The 2,523-nt window shown below is 54.6% G+C and carries 1 protein-coding gene and 1 pseudogene; both read right to left on the bottom strand.

Going from position 1 to position 2,523, the window contains the following annotated elements; all coding sequences use genetic code 11:
• Positions 1–642: 642 nt before the first annotated feature.
• The gene (locus BMZ24_RS19270; RefSeq protein ID WP_244150430.1) at positions 643–1,842 is read right to left on the bottom strand and encodes a glycosyltransferase; all 1,200 of its coding nucleotides are present in this window, start codon (positions 1,840–1,842) and stop codon (positions 643–645) included.
• Positions 1,843–2,175: 333 nt separating this feature from the next.
• Positions 2,176–2,523: pseudogene (locus BMZ24_RS19265) on the bottom strand (TolC family outer membrane protein); the annotation flags it as partial.

Genomic DNA, 2,523 nt, shown 5'->3' with positions numbered 1-2,523 from the left:
TTCAACCGGACGACATAATCACCCCGATCCCCGGACACGATCTCGACATCTTCAGGAGCAGCGGCAAGAACCAGCCGGTCGCCATGGCTCAGGTTCAATCGACCGCCGTTGTCAATCCGCACTTCCTGAAAGTCACCGTTTTCCTGACGTACGCCTACATTGATAGTATACATAGAATCTCTCCTCGATCACGTTTTGAAGCTATGATTCGAGGTCAAGCTAACGAGATTCAATATACTTAGTAATATGCATATTTGTTTAATTTGACGTGTTGTTATATACATAAATTAGGTAGATTTTATTCCGTGTTTGAGAATAAAATACTTATTTACCTAGGCATATAATCAAACCGGCTCTCGCCATTGAAAGTCACGCCCATGACACTCCTGAAATCTCGAGGACAGTGCATTGGCAAGTATGCAAAAATTGTTGAATGGGTGAAACGAATCGCGCGGATGTGAAATATACGAAATACCTACATACTTTGAGAGCAAGGACATATGCCAGACATGATGGCGGTCCGTGCCTTGAATGATGCCGCATCACGGTGCCGATCCGAAACGCGGTGTATCGTGTTTCCGAATCCGGGACGTCGGAAAATTCGCCTCCGGCATCTGCAATATCGGAAATGAAAAGAAAATATCAAAGAGAAGGAACTCTGAGGCCCCGCTTTTCAACGGATTTGCGCAATGCGTCCACCTGCAAAGGCAGGAGTTTACGCAAATCGTAACCATTCACCACGGTCCTGCGGGCTTCTTCCCGCACGTTGCGCAAGTGCCTTCTATTTTCCAGCGCTTCAATGATCCGGCCCGCAATGGCCTGGGGAGACCGAAAATCGGTCATGAGGACGTTATGTCCATCAGTGGCCACCTCCCGCACGGGCGCCGTATCTGAAGCCACCACCAGGCATCCGCACGACAGAGCTTCCAAAAATGACCATGAAAGGACAAACGGGCGTGTCAGATAGACATGCACCGAAGACGCCTGAAGCAGCGTTCGGTAATGTGCGTACGGAAGCGCCCCGACGAAATGGATGCGCTCCGGATCGGGCCGAAGCCGTTCCACGAGCACTTCCTTCCAGGTTTTTCCGGGGGCGGGCGGCGCGCCGTAGCACGACCGGTCACTCCCCCCAATGACCACATGGCATTCAGGACGCTTTCTGACCACTTCCACAGCGGCTTCCAAAAACTGAGGAAACCCCCGGTAGGGCTCCATGCCTCGCGTGGCGTAGGTCACGATCTCGCTTGCCCCTGAAAGGTCAAGACCGGGAAGCACCATGCGCGAGGCCGCATCGGGAGAAAAAAAGTCCGTATCCAAGCCGTCATGAATGACGGATATCTTGGACCGGAACTCCGGAGGAAACTGTTCGAGCTGCCAGCGAGTAGGACAGATGCCATGATCACAGGCAGCCAGATCGGTGAGAATGGGGAGATTGTTGACGCGGACCTCGGTGCGCGCCTCAAGCGACAGCGGCTTGCCCGAGAAGCGCATATCCGCGCTGTCGGCGCCATAGAACCATTCGAAATACCCCAGGAACGCGGCTTCCGGAAAGACATCCTGCAGGAACATCGTCGAACCCCAACCGGAATGGCCATAGATGACGTCGGGCACAAAGCCTTGGGCGCGCAGCTGAAGCATGGCGCGCAGTGCCGCTTCAGCCTTTTTTTCGGTGTTTCGAAATCTGCCCATCAGGGTCTGCTTCTGTGCCTGCTCCGGGGCCTGCTCCGGGGCCTGCTCTGGCCGCTCGGGAACATAAACCACCTTGCGAACTCCGGGAATGTTCCATTCCGGCCGCTCTTCCTGGGTGGCGAAGACCACTTCATTGCCGGGATCTCGACCCAACAATGAAGCCAAATTTCGAAATTGTGCCGGAAAATTCACATGAGTAAACAAAATGCGCATTGGAGCTCCCGTTTTCATAAGTCTTCACTATTGAAGGCACCCGCTCCCTCCGGCATTCCAAAACCGTGGGGCGATAATTCCGCCGCCATTGAGCGATCGCCGTTTCTGTTTCCTTTCCAAATGTCGGCGAAAAAGCAATGCATCGGCGTTTCAGGTAGACGGAGCCGTTATCCCGCGTATGATCCGAACACCTGCCTAGGGCGTGTTCCCCGACTCCCCCGGAAAATGAACAGCCGGCCGGGGGAATCGGGGACGACATGACCGAAGAGCCGCCTACTCGGCCATAACCTCGGCCATGACCTCGCCCAGGCCCTTGACCTTGAGATCCACGCCAAGGCTGCTCATGAGCTGGGAAACGGGCATGCACAATCGATAGTACGAGAACGTGTGCGCCGTCATGCCGTTCAGGTACACCTGCTGCGAACTGAACAGACTTTTCTGTGCCGAAACAAGATCCACCAAAGTGCGCTGCCCCATGCGAAACTGATCCGTGTAGCTCGAAACCACCTGCGCATTTTCGTTCGTGAGGCTGCGCAGCACTGGCAGCAACTTGCCCGTGGCCTTGTAGAAGCTGTACGCCGTGCGCACATCTTCCTCCACCTGACGCTCGATATCCAGGGC

The organism is Desulfomicrobium norvegicum, assembly GCF_900114595.1.
GTDB classification, from domain to species: Bacteria; Desulfobacterota; Desulfovibrionia; order Desulfovibrionales; family Desulfomicrobiaceae; genus Desulfomicrobium; species Desulfomicrobium macestii.
Note: the sequence above shows the minus strand (reverse complement) of the source record. Positions and strands in the feature narration are given on the sequence as shown.